An 18,204-nucleotide genomic window follows, 5' to 3' on the forward strand; every position below is an offset into this window, starting at 1 on the left:
ATAACAGGGCAGAAAGGGATCTTCGAATGGCTAAAGTGAAGCAGAAAGTATCAGGATGCTTTCGGAAGCAACAATACGCTCATGCATATTGTCGGATCTCAAGTTATCTGCAAACTATGGCGGCCATGGGAGTTAATCCCCTCGTTGCTATTCAGATCGCTCTTACAAAACAAGATTTAGCACCGAATAATGATAGGGGTGAGTAGTTACAAATATTTACTGGATAACGAGGGCATTACTGAGGAACTCAAAAACAGCTTCCTCGTGTATCTCATGAGCCATAATCGTCCAATGGCGGAATTACTCGACCCAAGCCCTAAAGACATCGCTGAGGTATATAAGCGTGAATTCATCGGAATGACATCGGATGAAGTTAGCCTTGAAGAACTCTACCAATCTCGCCACAATTTATTAGGTCAGGTACATGACCTACTCAAAGAGGGTGATAAAGAATTTTTACTTTCTGTAAAAAGCGGTGAGCCAAATTGGAGTTTATTTGCTCACCCAGAAGTATCAATGCTGCCTTCCATTCAATGGAAAATATATAATATCGCCCATATGACGATACAAAACAGAGAAAAAGCGTTTTCAAAGCTTCAGACTATATTGACAGATGGGCCGAGAAAAATGTAAGAAAACTTTTTTACGTTATAACAGTAACATGAAAACAAACATCACCCCTATTTTCGTTGAACAGCAGACACCCACACAAGTTTTTTAACATCCCATAGGTTTTCTCAATTGGGCGCGCCACATCCATCAGGATTACCTTCTTGACGCTCCGCTCTTTTCTATACTACCCTCGTCTGACTCTTTTACAGAGGTTACACAGTAATTCAGGCCCTTACGGGACCAGGGAATAAACGTTGGTATTTCAAAACATACAGGAGGCTTCTTCAATGAAGAAATTAGCCAGAATAGTACAGATACTACAGGTTCAGCTTCTCATAATAGTTATGACAGGCTCATACATACTTGCGGCAGGTGGGCCCCCGCAGGCCAAAACATCCGAGGTTGTCAGCGCATTAGCAGATCCAACATGGGTTGTGGTGGACGCCAGACTCAACGATGCATTTAACGGCTGGCAGCTGGATGGTATCAGCCGGGGTGGTCATATCAGGGGAGCTGTAGATTTTTCGGCCAACTGGCTGAGGGTTGATGACAAGGATCTTACCAAAACCCTGAAAGAGACCCTGTCCACAAAAGGCATCACAGCAGACAAGCATGTTATTGTCTACGACGCAAATGGTAAGGATGCTCTGGCCGTTGCTGACTATCTGCAGGCCAATGGCTTTACCAGCCTCTATCTCTACGATCTGAAACAGTGGGCGGACGATGCAACGCTGCCCATGGAAAAATACAAAAATTATCAGCGTATTGTTCCTGCGATCATCGTAAAAGAGATCTTAGACGGCAAAAAGCCAGAGAGCTTTGAACAGGCTGGGCAGATAAAAATTGTTGAGGCCAGCTGGGGAGAAGAGAAAACATCGTATCTTAAAGGCCATATCCCCGGCACCTTTCACATTAACACCGATCGCATTGAGCCACCGACCACCACAGACCCTGTGATGTGGATGCTGGCAGATGACAAGACTCTGTCTGATTTTGCCCTGGAATTTGGCTTTACCAGGGATGATACCGTTATCGTCACCGCAGAAGAACCACTGGCATCCTATAGAATTGCAGCGGTACTGAGATATATTGGGGTAAAAGACGTAAGGGTTCTCAACGGCGGCACCCTGGCCTGGACCCTTGCGGGCTACAAGCTGGAGACAGAGCGCCACGATCCCCCCGCCGCTGTAACGGACTTTGGCACCACCATTCCCGGAGCAGCGGACGTCATTGACACCATGGCAGAAACGAAAGATGGCCTGAACCACCCCGATACCTTCACCCTTGTGGACAACCGCACCTGGCAGGAACATATCGGTGAATCCACAGGATACAGCTATCATAAGGTCAAGGGTCGTATCCCCGGATCAATCTATGGTTATGCGGGAATCAAAGATGCCTACAGCATGGACTACTTCCGCAACCCCGATAAAACCATGCGCAACGCCTCCGAGTTTCTGGCCCTCTGGGAAAAAGAAGGGATTGATACCACCAAGCACCTCTCCTTTATGTGCGGCAGTGGCTGGCGGGCAGCTGAAGTATACTTTTTTGCCGACACCTATGGCCTTGAAGATATCGCCATCTATTCAGACGGTTGGATAGGCTGGTCAAACGACAGCACAAACCCCATAGTGACCGGAGACCCTCATAAATAAGAAGGAAAAGACTGTGAAGTTGTTTTCTCATGCCATCACTGTGGTCGAGATGCTCATGCTGGGGGCTCTGGTTGTACTGGAGCTCCTGGCCGGCTATAAAGCCGGGGTAATGCAGCATCTCTACTTTACCAAGATACACTATCTGGCAACCCTGTACTCGAGCGAGGCGCTTGTCCTGCATTTTGGGGCCATTCTCCTCTGTACTGTTGTCGTGGTGTACAGGTCTGCCCGGGTAAAACCGGTCAGGCTGCGCGCCTGTCTGTTGTTTGCAATTTTCTGCCTGCTCTTTCTCCTCTGCTCTTTGACACCGCTGGCCAAATCCCTCTCTACCTACGCCCATCTCCTTATTTTTCTGGAATGTTGTATTGCTCTTGAAGTGCTGCGTATTATTGTAGTTTCAAAGGGGACTGCCCCTTTGGGACAGCGCTCAAAATAGCCATCCCTCTCCTTGCCTTACTGACGACTCTGTAGTTTACTTGTATCTCGCATATCTAAACGCAAACCATTTGCAATATTTAGGGGTATAATCTCGAATAATACTGCGGTTTCTGCTGAAAACGGGTTAGAGAGCGTGGTAGAAAAAGAATTGTTCAAGGATAAGTATTCAGCGTGACCTATTATCTCATAAAAATTGCCATTACCAGCTCACTTATTGTGCTTATTTCAGAGATTGCCAAACGCAGCACTCTGATCGGTGCAGTACTTGCCTCTGTTCCATTGATTTCGGTACTTGCCATGTTCTGGCTCTACTACGAAACCAAGGACACTGCCCGGGTGAGCAACCTTGCAACCAGCGTCTTCTGGCTTATTCTGCCTTCTCTGGCCCTCTTTGTCACCCTGCCGATTCTACTTAAGCTGGGACTGAGCTTTTACCCCAGCATTGTCATTTCTCTTGGAGCCACGGTCATCAGCTACTTTTTCATGGTCTTCATCCTCCATTCTTTCGGGATACAGCTCTAAGTCTAAAAATTGCTGCCACCCTGTACACAGCTCCCATACTTTTGCACAACTATGAAGAACATGAACCATATTGAACTCCTGGCCCCGGGAGGAGATATTGACTGCATCAAAGCGGCCATCGCAGCCGGTGCCGATGCCGTATATTGTGGTATCGATCGTTTTAATGCGCGGAACCGAGCCGAAAATATTACCTTTGCACAACTGCACGGCATCCTTCGCCTGGCACACAGCCACAACTGCAAGGTCTTTCTCACCTTAAATATCATCATTATCGAGCCCGAAATTCCAGCCTTTGTGGCCCTGCTCAATGAGCTGAGCAACACCAGTATTGACGGCATTATCCTTCAGGATATCGGCATGCTCTACCTGGCGAGCAAATATTTCAAGGGCCTTGAGGTACATGCCTCCACCCAGTTGACAACCCACAACAGGGGACAGATTGACTTTCTGGCTGAACTTGGCGTCTCCAGGGTCAACCTTTCGCGGGAGATGAAGCTTGAGGAGATAGAGGCCTTAAGCCGCAGCGCCCATGGCAGGAAGGTCAGGACGGAGGTCTTTGTCCATGGCTCAAACTGTCTGTCCTTTTCCGGGCTCTGTTATATCAGCTCGGTGCTTGACGGAAAATCAGGGAACCGTGGCAGATGCAGCCAGCCGTGCAGAAACCAGTATCTCACCACCCCTGCGGGAAAGGAATTCCCTCTTAATCTTAAAGACAATTGCGCGTTTGAAGACCTGGCAGGCCTTGCCGCGGCAGGGGTGGACTCCTTCAAGATCGAAGGGAGAATCAAGAAGTTTCATTACGTCTATACAGTGGTTGAGACCTACCGCAAACAACTGGACAATCTCTGCAACAACAGCACGGATGTTGTGGACAGTAGCATCCTCTACAAGGTCTTTAACCGGGATTTTACCAACGGTTATCTTAAAGGTGAGATCAACCGGGATATGTTCATTGACAACCCCCGGGATAATTCAGCCCTTCACCTGGCCAAAGACTTTACCTCTTCCCCTGAAACAAACCTTGAAACGGCCAAAGGTCAGCTTTACGACGAAAAAACCGACATCATTGTAGCCGTTAAAGCAAAAATCGACCGGCTGAGTGGTGATAAGGCCCCCCTGACCCTTACTTTTGCAGGAAAACAAAACTCCCCTCTGACGCTTACCCTGACAAGCCCTGATTTTGTGACCTCTTTTTCTTCCACGAGCCTTTTAATCCCAGGCCCCGAGGCTGAAAACAGCCTTAGTGCAGTCAACCTTGGCCGAATACTCAAAAAGGTAAACGATACAGAATTTTATATTGAAAACATGCTGTTAGACGACCTCGAAGATGGTCTTCTTCTACCGTTTCATGAATTGACAACAATAAAGAAGAAGATCTTATCTGCGGTTGGCGGTACAAAAGAGCCCGTCGCCCCGATCACCCTGCCGCGCCTGAGACAGGAAAAAAGAGAAGAGGCGCAACCCTTTCTGTCGCTGTTGATTTCCTCCGAGAAAGATCTAGCTCTTTGCCACGAATCCGTAAGGGTGTACTTTGAAATTCCCAGCTGTCTTACAGAAGACAGTTCCACACTCACCCGGATCTTTCACAACAACAATCAGCTGATCCCCTGGTTTCCTCCAGTTATCATCGGAGAATCTTACGAAAGAGCGGTTAAACTGCTGGAAGATCTTCAGCCACGGGAAATCGTCACCAATAACTACGGCATAGCACAAGAGGCCCACAAAAGAGGGATTGCATGGGTTGCGGGGCCATACCTCAACATTGCCAATTCGCATACGCTGATCTGCCTGAAAGAAATGTTTGGCTGTGAAGGCGCTTTTATCTCCAATGAACTGAAAAACTTTCAGATAAAAACCATCAAAAAGCCCAAAAATTTCAAGCTGTACTACAGCATCTATCACCCCATACTGTTGATGACCACACGGCAATGTCTGTTTCAGCAGGTAACCGGTTGTGAAAAAAGCAGAATTGAAGAGAAGTGTCTTGAAACGTGCAGGAAAAGTGCCAAGCTGCATACCGTAAATAACACAGCCATTATGATAGAAAAGGCTGCGGGTAACTACCACGCCCTCTATCACTGCCATAACTTTCTCAACACCGACATCATCCACGACATTTCGGAGATGTTTTCCAGCTTTTTCATTGATTTACGCGATATACAAACAGAGACAACAGTGGCAGTTGAGAAGAGAGAACTTGTAGAATATTTTGCACATTGCATCCGGGGAGACCGCGCGGCAGCAGAAGAGCTGCAGCAGCACCTTCAGCCGACCACTCACCGGCAGTATATCAAAGGAATTTAGTACCTTAGAAACTCATTCGAAGTCTGGGCTTATCTCTTGGATTTCGTGAAGGTACTTGTCCCGTTTATCGGGGTTAACGACTTACAAAAGAGTCTGACGAAAGGCGGTCAGTTCTTCTGCCGCATCTGCGATGCTTTCCGATGAGACCTCCAGATCAAAGACATACCTGCTCATACTTCTTGCGTATCTCTTGTCATAGTAGTCAACGAGGAGAATCCGTACAAGTTCAGGAATTTCATTGCGGTTAAAAAGATCACACATATGTGCAACCTGGGCAGTCCCCATATTCTGCTTGAGGGACAGGAGAATTTTTAGGATCTCCGCCCTTTTCTGCGCCCCTTCCACCGGATAATCTTCAACGATGCGCTCGATTCTTTTCTCAAGACTGCAGGTGATGTTCACCAGGATGGCACTTTTCATGGCCATGGCAAAAGGTTTGGGAATGAAAACCCGGCCGATCTTCCTGCTCTCCCCTTCAACAAAATAGGGGGGCGGACCGAGTTTTTTTATGGTTTGAACCAGCAGGGTTTCAAAGGTCCGCTGACCATTGGGCTCCCGGTCGAGCCCCCCAAAAAGAGAACTCCTGTGCCGTGCCAGCTCTTCGAGATCAATGCTGGAGTCAAGCGCCTCAATGATGCGGGTTTTCCCGGTCCCGGTCAGGCCATGGAGCACAATAAGTTTTGGGGAATAATTCTCGAGGAATGAAAGGATTCCCTGGCGATATTTTTTATAGCCCCCGATGAGCTGGCACGCTGTATAGCCGGACTGTGACAGGAGATTGACAATGGATCTTGAGCGCATCCCGCCCCGTGCACAAAACACTGCTATGTTTTTATTGCGAAACGGCTCAAAGGCGCTCAGAAGCCCTGCCAGTTTTTCCTCCGCATAGGAAAATCCCTGGTCTATGGCTTTATCCTGACCACCATGTTTGTAGATGGTGCCGATTACACTGCGCTCGTCTTCATCAAAAAGGGGAATGTTGACCGCGCCCGGTACTGTCCCATCCCTGTACTCCGGAGCTGAGCGCACATCCACAATGAGATGTTCTGCCTCCAGTGCTTCTTCAAAGGAGATTGGAGAACAACTGTTTTGTAGGATATTTGACCGGGAAAACTCTTCTTTCATGGGTACAACACTCTTTTATGTGATGAGAGATTTTGTAAATACTCAAATTATGCTGGTCTCGTAAACAGACATCTTTTCCGTACAGACGGGCTCTGATAAAAGCTCGATATATGAGACGTAATGTCTTCAGCGACCTTTTGACAATACCTGCGGTATAGGCAATGTCGCAGAAGACCTACAACGAAGTGGATCAAGCTTTTTTCGAGGTTATCAAATTATAACCTGCCCGAGAGATACTGTACAATCGAGACAGCAGTAAGGGTTGCCGTTTCAGCCCGAAGGATACGCTCGCCAAGGCTCACGCTTATCCAGCCGTGCCGCCGTGCCAGCTCCACCTCTTCCGGGCTCAGACCACCTTCTGGCCCAAGCAGCAAGGCGATAGAATCTGCCGTTTCTATCTCCTTGATATCTCGAAGGTGTAGAGTTTTTTCTTCTTCCCAGAAAAGGATCCGCAAACTTTTTTCCCCCAGCCGTTCGCTGCAGATGGCCTCTGTAAAAGAGAGCGGCTCCACAATGTCCATGGGTACTGGGCGCATGCACTGTTTACAGGCGGCAAGGCCGATCCGCTGCCAGCGCCCCTGTTTTTTGGCGGCCAGCACGGGATCGAGTTTTCCCTGGCATCTTGAACTCTGCAGGGCAACCATGGAGGTGACTCCGAGCTCCGTACACTTTTGCACCACCGTATCCATCTTTTCCCCTTTCAGGATTGCCTGATAAACCTCAAGGCTTGTGGTAGCTTCATCTTCGGCGTGAAGGGTTGCAGTAATCACCACCTCAACCGAGCGGTCGAGGGTTCCAATTTCACCACGAAACAAACCACCGTCCCCATCCAGCAGCTCCACCACTGCCCCTACCTCAAGGCGGAGCACTTTTTTGATGTGCCGCGATTCCTCTTTTGAAAGAATAACTCTATCGCCACGCCGTGTTTTTGGATCAAAGAAAAAGCGTCTCATCTGATTTTACCGACCATTAAACTCTGCTCAACTCGTAAAAAGTTAATTTGACAAGCCCTGTTACTTACCGTAATTAAGAATGAAGAAAATTCATCATTATCTGATCAGGCCTCTACCATACGCCAAAGGAAAATACCACCATGTCAACAAACCGCAGGGAACAGGAAAGATTTTCTCTCAATTTGCAGGCAAAGATATCCTACAGACACACAACAGATGCCTCACCAGTCATTGATACTGTCGCTGCAAACATCAGTTCCGGCGGGGCCTTTGTAACAACCGATCACAGATTTCCCCTGGCCACCAAGGTAAGTATTAAATTCTACCTTAGTGTACACGACCTCAAAAAGCTGAAGTTTATCCTCTCCATGGAGAGCCTTAAACAGATCAAAGGTGAACATACCTGGGTTACAGCCAACGGTATTGTCATCAGACAGGATGACGACGGTGTAGGGATCATTTTCGATACCGACTATCAGCTGACACCCATGTAAAAAGCAATGTCAGAGTAGTATGTTTCTCTCAGCCACAGTAAACTACTTCTTCAAAAAGCGGATCGCGGACCATTCATCCCTGTATTTTTCGCCGGCAAGGGTCAGGCCTTTACTGCAAAACACCTCTCTTATATTGCCAACCTGGCCCTCTGCTAAAAGACCTGAGAGGATGAGGTAGCCGCCTTTTTCCGTTAGCCTGATAAGATCATCGGCCAAAATGAGAAGAACGTCGTGCACGATATTGGCAACGACGACGTCATAAACACCCTCGATCTCCGAGAGTGGGGTCAGGCTGACCTGCATTTTATCCTGCATCTCATTGAAGGCCACATTTTCTGTTGCAGCCTTCACCGCCTCGGGATCGTTGTCGGTTGCAGTCACCTCGCTGGCGTTGAATAACAGACCTGCCATTCCTAATATGCCGGTTCCTGTGCCAACATCCAGAAGCCGTTTGCCGCTGGTGCCCGCAAGGCTCTCACGGATAAATTCGAGGGTAAGGCTGGTTGTAGCATGATGGCCGGTACCAAAGGCCATCCCTGGATCCATGGTAATCACCATCTCACCCGCCTTTGGTTCATACTGCTCCCAGGTGGGGGCGATAATAAGCCCCGGCACAATGGCAAAAGGGGTGAAAAATTCTTTCCAGTTTTTTCCCCAGTCCTCGTCCTCAATTATTTTTGAGCTGAGTTCGGGCTGAGGAACATTGAAAATATTCTTTAATTCTGTCAGATACCCTGAAATCTGGGCGAGAATTCTTTCTATTTCCGCAGGGTCTGGATCCGGGTCCTGGATGTAGCCGTTTATGGTCCCGTAATCCGGTTCGTCAATGGCGGCCGCCTCTACACCTGCATCCATCACTCCCATGAGAAAGTCGCCTATCGATTCAATGAGAGCAGGGTCTGTCTTTACCGTCACCTGCAGCCAAGTTTTTTTCGCCATTTTAATTACTCACTCTCTTCAAATATTTTCTGAATTTCCAGTCGTTTTCCAAAAAAAACAGGACATAGAGACCACCGATTTTTTATGACAAACGACATCTTTCCAGATAGTATATTGTTTACGGGAAACAAATCCCCTGGTTAACGTATCCTCGCACTCACCCTGACTATCCCTGTATGAAAGAACACATCAACATCATAATCTGCCCCGACTGTGACCTGCTTTTACCCGAGAAGAATCCGCCTCTGGGCTATTCGATTTCCTGCCCCCGTTGCGGTAAAAGGCTCAGAAAACCAAAAAAAGATTCTGTGTCAAAGGCCTTTGTGCTGTCTCTGACCGGATTGCTCATATATCTGCCGGCCATATTGTTGCCACTCATGACCTTTAAAAGCCTGGGGTTCAGTGATTCGGCCAATGTAATCGAATCGATAGTAAACTTTTACCAAAATGACTACTATTTTGTCTCTTTGACGGTATTCCTCTCAGCAGTAGCCCTGCCGCTCATACTGCTTACCATGATGTTTGTCATTAGTTTTAATCTACAGAAAAAGCGCTATCCCTCCTACCTCGCCCCCCTGTTCAAAACCTATCTCCACCTTGAGGAGTGGGCCATGACTGAGGTCTATCTTCTTGGAATAATGATAACAATTATCAAGATGGCGGACAGCTCCGAGATCGTTTACAACGCCGGAATTTTCTGTTTTACAAGCCTTGTCCTTATTTCACTGGCCATCTCCACCGCCATGGACAGAAACTACTTCTGGCGGCTCATTGAATATAAGGGTAAGCCACAAAATGAAAGGGCGCCCGTAGCTGCAGAAAACATTTCAGGGGTTACAACGGGACGAGAGCAGAACCTGACACTTTGCCACACCTGCGGAAAGGTGCTGAGCAGCCACCTCGAAGGACAACACTGCCCCTGCTGTGGTGCAAATATCCACAACCGCATTCCAGCAAGTGTCAGTAAAACCTGGGCCCTGGTCCTCACCTCAATGATTTTTATCGTTCCGGCAAACATCATGCCGATAATGGAAGTGGATTTTCTTGGGGTCCCTGACAGGTCGACTATCCTGGATGGTATCATCTATTTTTTCCAACATGGATCGTATTTCATTGGCCTTGTAATTTTTTCAGCCTCCATTCTCGTTCCGGTTTTCAAGATCATCGGCCTCTGGATACTTTTACTCTCTACCCATCCAGCGGCCACCCGCTACCTGCGCAATAAAACCATTATGTACAGGTCAATTGCCTTTATCGGCAGGTGGTCAATGCTTGATATTTTCGTCATTGCCCTCCTGACAGTCCTGGTCGATTTTGGATTTTTCACCTCAATCCATACCGCCCCGGCAGCGACATATTTCTGTCTTGTTGTCGCCACAACCATGTCCGCCGCAATAACCTTTGATCCAAGAATTATGTGGGATGACTGCAGTAAATACCAATCAATTTCAACCCTGAAAACAGATACGCCATGAAACCAGAACCGGTAGTAAACAAAAATAGAGGTATTTCAGCAATTTGGATTTTACCAATCGTCGCCCTTTGTATCTGCATCTCGATCCTCTACTCCAGCTATAAGAATGCAGGAGAAGACATAACTATTTTTTTCGCCGACGCAACAGGACTCACCCCCGGTAAAACCCAGGTCGTCACCAAGGGTATCCCCATTGGACTGGTTAAAAAAATCACCCCGGATCTTGCTAACCACCAGATCAAGGCAACCGTTAAAATCGACAAGGAGGCAGTGGATTACCTGGTCGATGATACCCTGTTCTGGATTGTCCGCCCCGAACTCTCAGCCAGTTCGATCACAGGTCTGGACACCATACTTTCAGGGAGCTATATCGGGGTGCAGGTCGGCAGTTCAAAAAAGAGCCAGAATACATTTAAAGGTCTCTCGTCACCGCCTCCTGTCTCTTCAGAGGCACCTGGTCTGCATCTGCAGTTGAGGGCTGAAACCCTTGGTTCCATTCAGGCAGGAACTGGAATTTATTACAGAAATATTGAGATAGGTACAGTCCAGAACTATACCTTGGAAAGGGATCAGAATATCCTTATTGATTTTTTTATAGAACCAAAATTCGCCCATCTGGTGAGAGAAGGCAGCAGATTCTGCAATGCCTCCGGCATCCAGTTGAGCGGTAAACTCCCCAACATAAAGCTTCGTGTTGAGTCCCTGGCATCACTGCTCAAAGGCGGTATCCTCCTCCATACTCCAGACCAGCTTCAGGATAGTCCTCAGGTTATCAACGGCCACATTTTCTCACTTTATAAAGACTACGAATCGGCGAATTATGGCATCCCCATGACACTCACCCTTGCCTCAGGAAAGGATATTGTCGAAGGAGCTACCAAGATTATGTACCGTGGGCTGGAAGCCGGATTTGTTCAGGAAATAAGCATCGATAACGACGAACAGAAAACAGTTACGGCTCATATATTACTTGATCCAAGGACGGAAATGATTCTTAAGGAGGGAACAAAATTCTGGATGGAGAAACCAGAGATTACTCCTACCGGGATACAGAACCTGCAACTCCTGCTCGCTGGCGCCTACATCACTTTCCAACCGGGTCCCGGGAAGTTCAAAAACCATTTTAATATTCTTACAGAACCTCCCTCAGCGCCACCGTTACGCCCTGGAAAATCGTTTTTGCTGACCTCTGAGGGCCCCTCCGAGATCAACAAAAACTCTCCGGTATATTTTAAGAACATACCCGTTGGTATTGTCGTCGATGTCAATCTTGCCACCTCTGGCAAAGAGATCCGTACCCATATTTATGTGTATGAAGAATACCTGCATCTCCTGAGTAAAAAATCTATTTTCTGGATCCATTCCGGAATTGAACTGTCAACCTCCATTGAAGATGGCATATCACTTTCGACCGGGCCGCTGACCAGGATGTTAATCGGTGGTATCAGTTTCACCACCCCTGATAAACTCGCCAAAAAGAAAAACTTCAGCCCCGAAGAAAACCATATCTTCCAGCTCCATGACAGTTACGAATCTGCCATAGCCGATGTTCCGGAACTGCAGCATTCCGGTAAAACAGTCAGTATCCTCGCAGAAGACGCAAGTTCCCTGTCCATCGGTGCCCCGATACTTCACAAGAATATTAAAATCGGTATCATTGAGGACTTCAGCCTGACCGGAGATCAGCAAAGTGTCCTGGTCAAATGTCTTATCTATGATGAATACAAGAATCTCGTCAACAACCAGACCAGATTTTACAACACCAGTGGACTACAGCTTTCCGGCGGTCTGAGCGGAGTACGTTTCCAGACCGGTTCCCTGCAGTCCATTATTGCAGGCGGCATCGGCTGCTTCAATACGCCTAAAAAATCCAACAGAAAACAACCGGGCGAGCCTTATCCGCTCTACAGCGACCTGCAGGAGGCACTGCATGCCGACGAAATTGATCTAACCGTTACCTTTCAGGATACAAAAGGCCTGAAAGAAGGTTCCTCTGTCCGCTACAAGGGCATTGAGGTGGGTAAAGTACAACACCTTTCCTTTTCTGGAGACCTGAAGACCATTGTCGCCAAAGTTTCTGTCCATGAATCACTTAGCGAACTGTTCAGAAAAAACACCATGTTCTGGGTGGCAGAGGCCGAGATAAATCTCAATGGTGTCAAGAACGTTGACACCATTGTCTTTGGCTCATTTCTCAGTTTTCTCCCCGGAGATGGTGCTCCCAGGAGGAGCTTTGTGGCCCTGCCCGAACCGCCACGAAACAAGATTGCCAACATAAATGGCCTGGGGATCGTTCTCGAATCCAAGCATCTGGGCTCCCTTTCTCCCGGCTCACCGGTCTATTACCGGCAGGTACTTATCGGCCAGGTTACCGACTACGAGCTCTCCCCAACCTTTCAAAAAGTGTATATTTTCGTTTCGATCAAAGATCGCTACAGGGCTATCATCCGCAGCAACACCCGGTTCTGGAATGTCAGCGGAGCAACAATCGAAGGTGGGCTCTTCTCAGGCGTCAAGGTCTCAACCGAATCTTTGGAAGCAATAATGAAAGGTGGAATTGCCCTTGCCACCCCAGATGACGAAAAAGTCGGTGCCGCTGCCTCAGCGGGTGCCCATTTCCGTCTGTATGATAAGCCAGAGAAAAAGTGGCTGGACTGGAATCCCGATGTCGTTTTGCTGGAACTTGAAGAATCAAACAAAATACTTCTACAAAAAAACAATGACAAATAACGGCTAGCGGCTGGAACAATGCTTTTGCTGCAGGAGGCGAAGACTCGTTTCATCTTCCAGGGAAAAAGAATATTCAATTGCCTCTCCCGGCCCGGTGCTGTGCACGGGTAAACCACCAAAGCGGGAGAGCAGGTGGCTCAGATCAAGCCGGTAAATCAGTGGATTCAATGTTTTCCCAAGCGTATTTTGCCTTGCCATCTCGGCAAAATCAGCAAAATCGCTTCGTCTTTTGTCCACCGCAAATTTTACAGGTTCAGATACAAAACGCAGACCAAACCGGTCAAGACAGGCCTCGGTGACTCTTCGCTGCAACAGAGCACGGGGAGCATACAAAACAGTATAGGCTTGCAGACTGTTTTGCATCTCCGCCGGCTTGCTGCCTGCCTCAACTATCTTCACCTCGGCAAAGATTTCTTCCTGCGCTGCAGCAAAGCTATCCTGAGCCTCAGGGACAGAGAGGTCAAAAGAACTGCAGGAAGACAGGTGTTTCGACAGATTATGGATGAGGCTGTGATCGTAATCGATAAAAAGTGTTCTGTTTTCGTCATCGATTACCGTATATCCCGGCGCCAGGTGATAGGAGGTCTTCATCAGCTGCTCAGTATTGGCTGCAGTGAAAGGGTTGATCGTCCCTGCCGGTAGATGTGTTGCCGCACCCAGTCCGACAAACAGAACGAAAAAAGTGACCATAAGAAATTGTCGCATAACAACAAAAAATCGGGAATATATGAGGGAGCAGATACCTGCCCCCTCTATGCATACCCGTTGAATTAAAAGCTATACTGCAGTGAGGCGGTCAGCATCGTTGAAGTCTGATCCATCCCCGCACCATTGTCAAGATAGGTAACCACTCCCTGATCGTTGAAATGCCATTCACTGTCGCCCTGCATGGTGTCATAGGACTGGTAGCTAAAGCCGATCTCCAGCCCTAATTTTTCAGTCAAGCCAAAGGTTCCGGTAATATCAAATGCGATGAGATCTCCATCTTCAAAATCGTCATAGGTGACAAGATTTCGCAGATGGTGGTAATCGGTCGCCTCACCCTGGACAAAAGGAGAATAGATCACACGACCGGCAAGACGAAATCTATGGGTAAATTCCGCCGAAAAACCCAAACCTCCATAAAAGGTATCCATGGTCTGTTCATAGCTGATTCCAAGCTCCCCATCGGCAAAAGAACCGGAGTAATTGCGAAAGCCTCCACTGGAATAGGTATAATATCCCCCCCGTGACTCCCAGCCAAAATTATCTCTTTTGTAGCCGACAATACCGGTAAGAACGACATTATAGTTCTGGAAAAATGAGAAATTGGCACTCACATCAATAATCGAACCATCAGTCACATCAGTATCCTCATGGTGCGACCAGTCTGTCCACTCATAGCCTGGGACCTGCCAGTCGTAGTCATCCATGGTTCCCTCACCATCTGTGGCTTTAAACCAGCCGTCAAAGCTAAAGCTCAACCAGCTCCCCACCTGCAGATCTCCGGTGACACCTACCATGTACAGATTATCAATCTCCCAGGTCAACTCGCTTGCCTTGTGATTGTTATACTCCGGCCAGTACACAAACTCCTTGGATTCTCCACTCAGATACCCGGCGCCCACCCCTAAGGTAAAACGGACAGGGGCGGATTCTGGTGCAACCACCACAACCTCACTGGTCTCAGCTGGCGCCACTGCAACAGGTCCAGCCGCTGAAGCTGATGACAGACCAGCAAACACCATCGCAGTCCCCATGGCCGCGGTAAAGCCTATACATTTTCTCCCAGCAGATGTTGTTTTCATTCTCCCTCCTTTCTTTTGTCCTTATATCATACTTCGATTGCGAACTTCCTCTTCCACACTAACAAAATACTCACGCATAGTCTCCAGTAAAACATAGACAACCGGGACAAGCATTGTACTTATAAAGGTCGCTGCGACCATGCCGCCTAAAACGATCACCCCAATGGATCGCATTGTCATAGCCCCGGCTCCCGTCGCAAATGCAAGGGGCACAACGCCAAAGACAAAAGACAGAATCGTCATCATGATTGCTCGAAAACGAAGGCCTGCCGCTGCCATGGCGGAATCTACTATTGAAAGCCCCTGTTCTCTCTTCTCCTTTGCCACTTCAACAATGAGGATTGCATTTTTCGAAGAAAGCCCGATGAGCAGGACAAGGCCGATCTGAGCAAAGAGATTATTGTCGAGTCCCGCCAAATTCTGGGCCAGTAGGGCACCGAGCATAACGAGAGGTACCGGAATGAGTATCATGAGAGGTAAAATCCAGCTCTCGTACTGCGCTGCCAGCACCAGATAGACCACAAGGACTGCAAAGGTAAAGACAAAGATCTTGGTATTTCCGGCAAGTTTTTCCTGATAGGACATCCCCGACCATTCAAAGCCATAGCTTTTATCTGCCGGTAGGACCTCCTCCGCAAGCTCAGCCATGGCCTCCATTGCCTGGCCTGAGCTGTATCCCGGAGCCGCTGAACCGTTGATATTTATTGAGCGGTACATATTGTAGTGGGGCAGATCGGCCGGGCCGATTATTTTTGTGATGCTGGCAACTGAAGCAAAAGGAACCATATTGCCCTTATAATTTTTCACGAAGAGTCCGTTTATATCGCCCGCCTCACTCCTGAAGGCTTTATCCGCCTGAATAAACACCCTGAAAACCTTACCGTATTTGGTAAAATCATTGACATAAATCGATCCCATATAGCCCTGCAAGGTCATGAAAATATCTGACACGTCGACCCCGAGGGCAGCCACCTTTTTCCTGTCGATATCCAGCTTGATCATTGGATAATTGGGCGAATAGGTGGTGTAGGCATGGGTGATGCGTGGATCTCCATTTGCAGCGGCAATCAGTTTATTGGCGTAATCGACAAAGGTGTTGAGATCACCTGCCAGATAGTCCTGAAGTCTGAAATCAAATCCACCCACGGTACCAAGTCCCGGAATTCCTGGCATATTAAAAGCCGCAACAGTGGCGTCGGCAATGGCCATACCTTTTGCATTGATAGCTGCGAGAACACCGTTAATAGAAAGCTCCGGCGTCTTTCTTTGCTGCCATGGGGTGAGAGTGACAAAGCCAGTCCCGGCACTGGAATCAAGGGTTGAGGTCAGCATATTAAAGCCATCTATGATTACCAGATCTGCAACCCCCGGAGTCTCCAGAAGCATGTTTTCCACCTCTTTTCTCACCTGGGTTGTTTTACCAAGTGCCGTTCCCGGCTTGAGGTTGAACATTACCAGAAACGAGCCCTTATCCTCTTCTGGTACAAAACCTGTCGGTGTGACCGTGAAAATATAATAGGTTCCATAAAGAAGCCCCGCAAAAACCAAGACAAGTGGCCAGCGTATTCTGATGAGAAAAGAAACGATGGCAATATAGATTACGGTTATTTTATCAAAGAAAAGATCAAATAATCGAAACAGCAATAATTTGCCCTGACCATCGGGCAAGCGCCTGATAATAATAGCACTTAAGGCAGGCGAGAGGGTCATTGCATTGAGAGATGATATGAGCACCGCAAAACAAATTGTCAGGGCGAACTGCCTGTAAATTGCCCCTGTAAGACCTGGCATGAGTGAGACCGGAACAAAGACCGCAACCAGCACAAGCGTCGTGGCGATGATCGGCCCGATCAACTGGAGCATGGCCTCTTTTACCACCTGGGGGATGGTCAGTTCCGGCCGCTCAACCATTATCCTTTCAACGTTTTCAACGACCAGTATTACATCATCCACAACAATACCGATGGCGAGAATAAGACCAAAAAGGGTAAGAAAGTTAATCGAAAAATCTGCGGCAAGCAGTATACCAAATGTTCCCACCAAAGAAACCGGGATGGCCACTGCTGCAATAACAGTCGGTCGCCATGAGCCGAGAAAAACAAAGACGATAAGAATGACAAGGGCCACAGCAATGATGAGATTCTGCACCACATTTTTAATGGCCACTTCAACAAATAGAGTGGTGTCATAGGGGATTTGATATTGTACACCTTCTGGAAATCTGTTTTTTAGAATTTCCATCGTTTCTACAATTTTTTTCTTTATATCAAGGGCATTAGAGCCAGGAAGCTGATAGATCCCCACCAGTGCTGCGGGCTCTTTGTTAAACAAGGCGTTCCAACTGTAATTTTCGGCACCAAGTTCAACGGTGGCGACATCTTTTAAGTACACCAGTGTTCCATCATCTTTGAACTTCACCACAATCTGTTCAAATTGATCCACATTTTCAAGGCGGCTGTCGGTGGTGAGAACAAACTCCGTCGGCTGATCGAAATAGGTCGGCGGCGCACCAATTTTACCAAGAGCCGCCTGACTGTTCTGGGATTTCACCGCACTAATGATCTCGGCGGGACTGAGCCCCAGTGCCTGTATCCTGTCTGGGTTGAGCCAGATCCGCATTGAGTATCGTTTTTCGCCCATATTTTCGGCTTTCCCAACCCCTGGAATACGTCTCAACTCATCGATAATATTAATATTTACGTAGTTACTCAAAAAACTGTCGGTATAGCCATCTCCGGTCAGGGTTACAAAACAGACAATACTGGGAGACTGTTTATCCACTACGACACCAGTCTGGGTCACTTCCGCCGGCAGCTGAGGTGTTGCAACAGAAACTTTGTTCTGCACATCCACTGCGGCAATATCAAGATCGTACCCCGGCTCAAAAAAGATATTAATTTTACTCGAACCGGAACTGGTACTGGAGGACTGCATATAGATCATCCCCTGGACGCCATTAATTTTGTCCTCCAGAGGACGGGTCACCGTTTCTTCAACGGTATAGGCGTTAGCGCCGGTATATGTGGCAGAGACAACCACCGTTGGCGGGGTGACTTCCGGATACTCCTGAACAGGCAGGATAAAAAGAGAAACAATGCCACCAATGACAATGAGCAGGGAAATCACCATTGCAAAGATAGGCCGTTTAATAAAAAAAACGGAAAGCATAAC

At 47.8% G+C, this 18,204-nt stretch carries 14 protein-coding genes and 1 pseudogene; 9 read left to right on the plus strand and 6 right to left on the minus strand.

The window, feature by feature from the left end; all coding sequences use genetic code 11:
- The 6 genes and pseudogenes from FCL48_RS25150 to FCL48_RS01880 all read left to right on the plus strand — a co-directional run.
- Positions 1–206 (plus strand): annotated as a pseudogene (locus tag FCL48_RS25150) (IS66 family transposase); the annotation flags it as partial.
- Positions 190–633: a hypothetical protein gene (locus FCL48_RS01860; RefSeq protein WP_136870547.1), complete on the plus strand. Its 444-nt coding sequence runs from the start codon at positions 190–192 to the stop codon at positions 631–633. The pseudogene FCL48_RS25150 and the gene FCL48_RS01860, both read left to right, overlap by 17 nt.
- A 266-nt stretch (positions 634–899) precedes the next feature.
- Positions 900–2,267 carry a rhodanese-like domain-containing protein gene (locus tag FCL48_RS01865; RefSeq protein WP_240744711.1) on the plus strand — a complete coding sequence of 456 codons (1,368 nt, stop codon included), beginning with the start codon at positions 900–902 and terminating at the stop codon, positions 2,265–2,267.
- A 13-nt stretch (positions 2,268–2,280) separates the two neighbouring features.
- Positions 2,281–2,703: a hypothetical protein gene (locus FCL48_RS01870; RefSeq protein ID WP_136870548.1), complete on the plus strand. Its 423-nt coding sequence runs from the start codon at positions 2,281–2,283 to the stop codon at positions 2,701–2,703.
- Positions 2,704–2,876: 173 nt separating this feature from the next.
- Positions 2,877–3,227, plus strand: a complete 351-nt coding sequence (locus tag FCL48_RS01875; RefSeq protein ID WP_136870549.1) for a DUF3147 family protein — start codon at positions 2,877–2,879, stop codon at positions 3,225–3,227.
- 60 nt (positions 3,228–3,287) lie between these two features.
- The gene (locus FCL48_RS01880; RefSeq protein WP_240744712.1) at positions 3,288–5,531 is read left to right on the plus strand and encodes a peptidase U32 family protein; all 2,244 of its coding nucleotides are present in this window, start codon (positions 3,288–3,290) and stop codon (positions 5,529–5,531) included.
- An 81-nt stretch (positions 5,532–5,612) separates the two neighbouring features.
- Here the strand turns inward: FCL48_RS01880 and mnmH are convergent, their stop codons facing one another.
- Both mnmH and FCL48_RS01890 read right to left on the minus strand, forming a co-directional pair.
- The gene (gene mnmH, locus FCL48_RS01885; RefSeq protein ID WP_136870551.1) at positions 5,613–6,656 is read right to left on the minus strand and encodes a tRNA 2-selenouridine(34) synthase MnmH; all 1,044 of its coding nucleotides are present in this window, start codon (positions 6,654–6,656) and stop codon (positions 5,613–5,615) included.
- A gap of 215 nt (positions 6,657–6,871) precedes the next feature.
- Positions 6,872–7,609: a 16S rRNA (uracil(1498)-N(3))-methyltransferase gene (locus tag FCL48_RS01890; protein ID WP_136870552.1), complete on the minus strand. Its 738-nt coding sequence runs from the start codon at positions 7,607–7,609 to the stop codon at positions 6,872–6,874.
- Between the two features lie 140 nt (positions 7,610–7,749).
- On the opposite strand from FCL48_RS01890, the gene FCL48_RS01895 reads away from it, so the two are divergent.
- A complete protein-coding gene (locus FCL48_RS01895) occupies positions 7,750–8,103 on the plus strand; it encodes a PilZ domain-containing protein (RefSeq protein WP_136870553.1) in 354 nt (117 codons plus the stop codon).
- Positions 8,104–8,145: 42 nt separating this feature from the next.
- On the opposite strand, the gene prmA is transcribed toward FCL48_RS01895, so the two are convergent.
- The gene (prmA, locus tag FCL48_RS01900) at positions 8,146–9,042 is read right to left on the minus strand and encodes a 50S ribosomal protein L11 methyltransferase (RefSeq protein WP_136870554.1); all 897 of its coding nucleotides are present in this window, start codon (positions 9,040–9,042) and stop codon (positions 8,146–8,148) included.
- Positions 9,043–9,218: 176 nt separating this feature from the next.
- Here prmA and FCL48_RS01905 point away from each other — a divergent pair, with 176 nt between their 5' ends.
- Both FCL48_RS01905 and FCL48_RS01910 read left to right on the plus strand, forming a co-directional pair.
- Positions 9,219–10,517 carry a PqiA/YebS family transporter subunit gene (locus tag FCL48_RS01905; protein WP_136870555.1) on the plus strand — a complete coding sequence of 433 codons (1,299 nt, stop codon included), beginning with the start codon at positions 9,219–9,221 and terminating at the stop codon, positions 10,515–10,517.
- Positions 10,514–13,246 (plus strand): PqiB family protein, encoded by a 2,733-nt coding sequence (locus FCL48_RS01910; RefSeq protein WP_136870556.1) that lies wholly within the window; start codon positions 10,514–10,516, stop codon positions 13,244–13,246. Before FCL48_RS01905 ends, FCL48_RS01910 begins: the two co-directional genes overlap by 4 nt.
- Before the next feature lie 3 nt (positions 13,247–13,249).
- Here the strand turns inward: FCL48_RS01910 and FCL48_RS01915 are convergent, their stop codons facing one another.
- The 3 genes from FCL48_RS01915 to FCL48_RS01925 all read right to left on the minus strand — a co-directional run bounded on the left by FCL48_RS01915 (position 13,250) and on the right by FCL48_RS01925 (position 18,201).
- Entirely contained in the window at positions 13,250–13,936 is a 687-nt protein-coding gene (locus FCL48_RS01915; RefSeq protein WP_136870557.1) for a hypothetical protein, read from the minus strand.
- A gap of 80 nt (positions 13,937–14,016) precedes the next feature.
- Positions 14,017–15,033: an omptin family outer membrane protease gene (locus FCL48_RS01920; protein ID WP_136870558.1), complete on the minus strand. Its 1,017-nt coding sequence runs from the start codon at positions 15,031–15,033 to the stop codon at positions 14,017–14,019.
- A gap of 21 nt (positions 15,034–15,054) precedes the next feature.
- Positions 15,055–18,201 (minus strand): efflux RND transporter permease subunit, encoded by a 3,147-nt coding sequence (locus FCL48_RS01925; protein ID WP_136870559.1) that lies wholly within the window; start codon positions 18,199–18,201, stop codon positions 15,055–15,057.
- Between the last annotated feature and the right edge of the window lie 3 nt (positions 18,202–18,204).

This window comes from Desulforhopalus sp. IMCC35007 (assembly GCF_005116575.1).
Taxonomy (GTDB): Bacteria; Desulfobacterota; Desulfobulbia; order Desulfobulbales; family Desulfocapsaceae; genus Desulforhopalus_A.

Coding starts and splice junctions, on each gene's coding strand:
- FCL48_RS01860 (WP_136870547.1), top strand. CDS start 190: ATGATAGGGGTGAGTAGTTACAAATATTTACTGGATAACGAGGGCATT.
- FCL48_RS01865 (WP_240744711.1), top strand. CDS start 900: ATGAAGAAATTAGCCAGAATAGTACAGATACTACAGGTTCAGCTTCTC.
- FCL48_RS01880 (WP_240744712.1), top strand. CDS start 3,288: ATGAACCATATTGAACTCCTGGCCCCGGGAGGAGATATTGACTGCATC.
- mnmH (WP_136870551.1), bottom strand. CDS start 6,656: ATGAAAGAAGAGTTTTCCCGGTCAAATATCCTACAAAACAGTTGTTCT.
- FCL48_RS01890 (WP_136870552.1), bottom strand. CDS start 7,609: ATGAGACGCTTTTTCTTTGATCCAAAAACACGGCGTGGCGATAGAGTT.
- FCL48_RS01895 (WP_136870553.1), top strand. CDS start 7,750: ATGTCAACAAACCGCAGGGAACAGGAAAGATTTTCTCTCAATTTGCAG.
- prmA (WP_136870554.1), bottom strand. CDS start 9,042: ATGGCGAAAAAAACTTGGCTGCAGGTGACGGTAAAGACAGACCCTGCT.
- FCL48_RS01905 (WP_136870555.1), top strand. CDS start 9,219: ATGAAAGAACACATCAACATCATAATCTGCCCCGACTGTGACCTGCTT.
- FCL48_RS01910 (WP_136870556.1), top strand. CDS start 10,514: ATGAAACCAGAACCGGTAGTAAACAAAAATAGAGGTATTTCAGCAATT.
- FCL48_RS01915 (WP_136870557.1), bottom strand. CDS start 13,936: ATGGTCACTTTTTTCGTTCTGTTTGTCGGACTGGGTGCGGCAACACAT.
- FCL48_RS01920 (WP_136870558.1), bottom strand. CDS start 15,033: ATGAAAACAACATCTGCTGGGAGAAAATGTATAGGCTTTACCGCGGCC.
- FCL48_RS01925 (WP_136870559.1), bottom strand. CDS start 18,201: ATGCTTTCCGTTTTTTTTATTAAACGGCCTATCTTTGCAATGGTGATT.